General features: G+C 58.3%; 3 protein-coding genes. All 3 read right to left on the bottom strand.

Features of this window, described 5'->3' with window-relative positions:
- Positions 1 to 29: 29 nt before the first annotated feature.
- From ACO550_RS39370 to ACO550_RS39360, 3 genes are read right to left on the bottom strand one after another with little or no spacing between them, the layout of a single operon-like run.
- Positions 30 to 851, bottom strand: a complete 822-nt coding sequence (locus tag ACO550_RS39370) for a tripartite tricarboxylate transporter substrate-binding protein (protein WP_315597242.1) — start codon at positions 849 to 851, stop codon at positions 30 to 32.
- A gap of 44 nt (positions 852 to 895) precedes the next feature.
- Positions 896 to 1,897: a uroporphyrinogen decarboxylase family protein gene (locus ACO550_RS39365; protein ID WP_315597243.1), complete on the bottom strand. Its 1,002-nt coding sequence runs from the start codon at positions 1,895 to 1,897 to the stop codon at positions 896 to 898.
- Positions 1,898 to 1,910: 13 nt separating this feature from the next.
- Complete coding sequence (locus ACO550_RS39360; RefSeq protein ID WP_315597244.1) at positions 1,911 to 2,456, bottom strand: cysteine dioxygenase family protein; 546 nt, start codon at positions 2,454 to 2,456, stop codon at positions 1,911 to 1,913.
- Between the last annotated feature and the right edge of the window lie 99 nt (positions 2,457 to 2,555).

Raw genomic sequence — 2,555 nt, 5'->3', positions numbered from 1 at the left:
CACGATGCTCCTTGCTCTCCTGCTTCCCTTCAAGACGGGTTCACCGGGCGCTTACGCTCCGGTGTACCTTTTGGCGCCAGCACCGCAAACCACGTCGATGACAGCAGGGAGGGGTGTCCCAGTTCCGTCGTCGTGGGAACGTCCGGCAATGCTGGAGACCGCTTGGTCGACATGATTGCCAAGGCTTTGACCTTGTTGGCCTTCACTTGGCCGACAATGCCCGGCACAAGCTGGAACATCGCCTGAATGTCATTGGCAAGAAGATTTGTCGTGGCGGTTCCCGGCGCGCTGTAAGGAACGTGGGTCATTTGCACGCCAGTCTCCCGGTCGAATAGTTCGCCTGCCAGGCGCATGGAGCTTCCATTTCCCGAGCTGCCGTAGTTCAGTTCCCCGTTGTGCGATTTGGCGTAGGCGATGAACTCGGCCAGCGAGTTAACGGGCAGGGTGTTGTTGACCACCAGAACGTTCGGGACTTCCGCGACCATTGAGACTGGCGCGAAGCTTGACTGAGGATCGAATGGGAGTTTGCGGTACAAGCTCGGGTTGACGGCCAATGTGCCGGCCCATGACAGGAGGAATGTATAACCATTTGGTTTGGCCGACGCAGCCAGTGCTGCCCCAATGTTACCGTTGGCGCCTCCGCGATTGTCGACGACTACGGTTGCATTGAGTTCCCGCTTGAGTCGCTGTGCCAACACGCGGGCAATCGTGTCACCCGTACCGCCACCGCCTGGGGCGGGCACTATCAGGCTGATTGGCTTCGAGGGTTCGGGCCATGGTTCCGCATGTCCTGATTGCCCGATGGCCACCAACAACGCAGAAACCTGGATTTTCAGAAGCAGCTTCCACATGGCGTGTCTCCTCATGGTGTTCTCTTATTTGTCTCGAATTCTACTTACACGGAAACGGTACGGCCGTTGCGCGCTGCTTCCATAACGGCCTGAATGGAAGTCTCTGTCGTCGCGACGGGCAGAACGCATCCCGGTCCTATGATCAGGCGGCGGCCTTCAGTCTGCTCGATTGCATCTTCCACCTCGCGCATGATCTCTTCGCGGTTGCCGTGTACCAGCGTCTGGTGCTCATTCAGTCCACCCACGAGAACCTGAGACAGTTTGGCTTGGGCGCGGCGCAGATCGGGGTCGGTAAGGCGATCATGCCAGTTGAACAACTCCACAGGGTAGTCTGATAGCAGGTCAAACATGATGTCGTCGCCATGCGCATGGAGCATGTTGACTCGTGAATGTCCTTTCAGCGCTTGCAGCACTTCGAGGTCATACTTCCTTCCGAAGCGTTCATACTCCGCTGTCGTGAGGAGCCGATGGGAGGCCAGTTGTGTGGCGAAGAAAATGCCGTGAGCGCCGGCGCGAATTGCGTCGATGCAGAACTCAATGGTCACGTCCGTGATGACACGCAGCGCGGCCTCCAAAGCTTCGGGGTTGCATCGGATATCGGCAAACATCCGCTCGGTCGCGAGTTTGCGCGCCGTCGTCAAGGGGCTGAAAACGGTTTGGAGGAGGGGAGCCGTACCGTTGAGATGACGGGCGGCTTTAGCCAACGCAGTGTTTTGCTGGCCCCACGACCCCGATCGCGCGCTAATGTGCCGGATTTTGGCCCAGTCTTCGGTGTGTTTGACGGGTGGGTCAGATACGACTCGCGCGCCGTTCTTGGCGCCCGCATACTCCGTTGTCGCGCCCCAGTCTTCGACGCTGTATGTGCCAGGGGGCATGAATTTGACAAAATCGAATCCCCATTTTTCCTGCCACTCCACCGTGCGCCGGGCAAGCATACCGGCATCCATATCCTCTACGGGAAAGTGGCGCCACAGGGAGACCGGGACTGATTCGCTCGCGTCGCCACGCAGGGTGTTTTCGATGCGTTTCCAATGATCAAGCTTCATGACGAGGGCTCCCTTAGACGGTGGCAGGTTCAACCATGCGCAGGACGTTATTGACACCGCTGCTCAACTCCGTTGCAGGGACGCCATAAACATGCACTGACATGGCGGTCTCGCGCCGCGCGTTGCGAATGCGATGAATTTGATTCAAGCCTGCCGGCCCGTATGCGCCGTCTCCTTTCTCCCTTGGCGCGCCGCCACGGGCTACCGCGGCATGGGAGTCAAGGTCGTACGCGAATTGCTCTTCGAATAGCTCGCCGGACACCACCGAATAGGCGCACCAGGTGTGGTGTGCATGAACCGGACTCATCTGACCTTCGTTCCACACCAAGGCCAGAAGCGTGTAGCGGCGTCGCTGATCGCTGTGGAGGACGTGGCGCGCGTAGCTGTCGATATTGGGTTTGCGCATCTCGACGGGAATCCAGTTTTCCGTGCTGAAGGCGTGCTGGATGGCGTTCTTGATGGCCCGAATGTCGGGTTGTCCCGACCCATCAAGAATCCGGTCGATCGATCTGGTCAGGTCGGTGAGGGAGGAAGTGGTCTGCTGCGTTGAATTGAACATTTGCGTTTTCCAAAAGGTCGAGCACTCTGCCGGCAGACCAAGTCTGTAGGTGCAGACTCATTCCGACAAACGAGTAGTTCAAAGACCAGAGTTTGAGAA

Source organism: Cupriavidus sp. (assembly GCF_057315035.1).
This window is presented reverse-complemented; position numbering and strand designations above follow the sequence as displayed.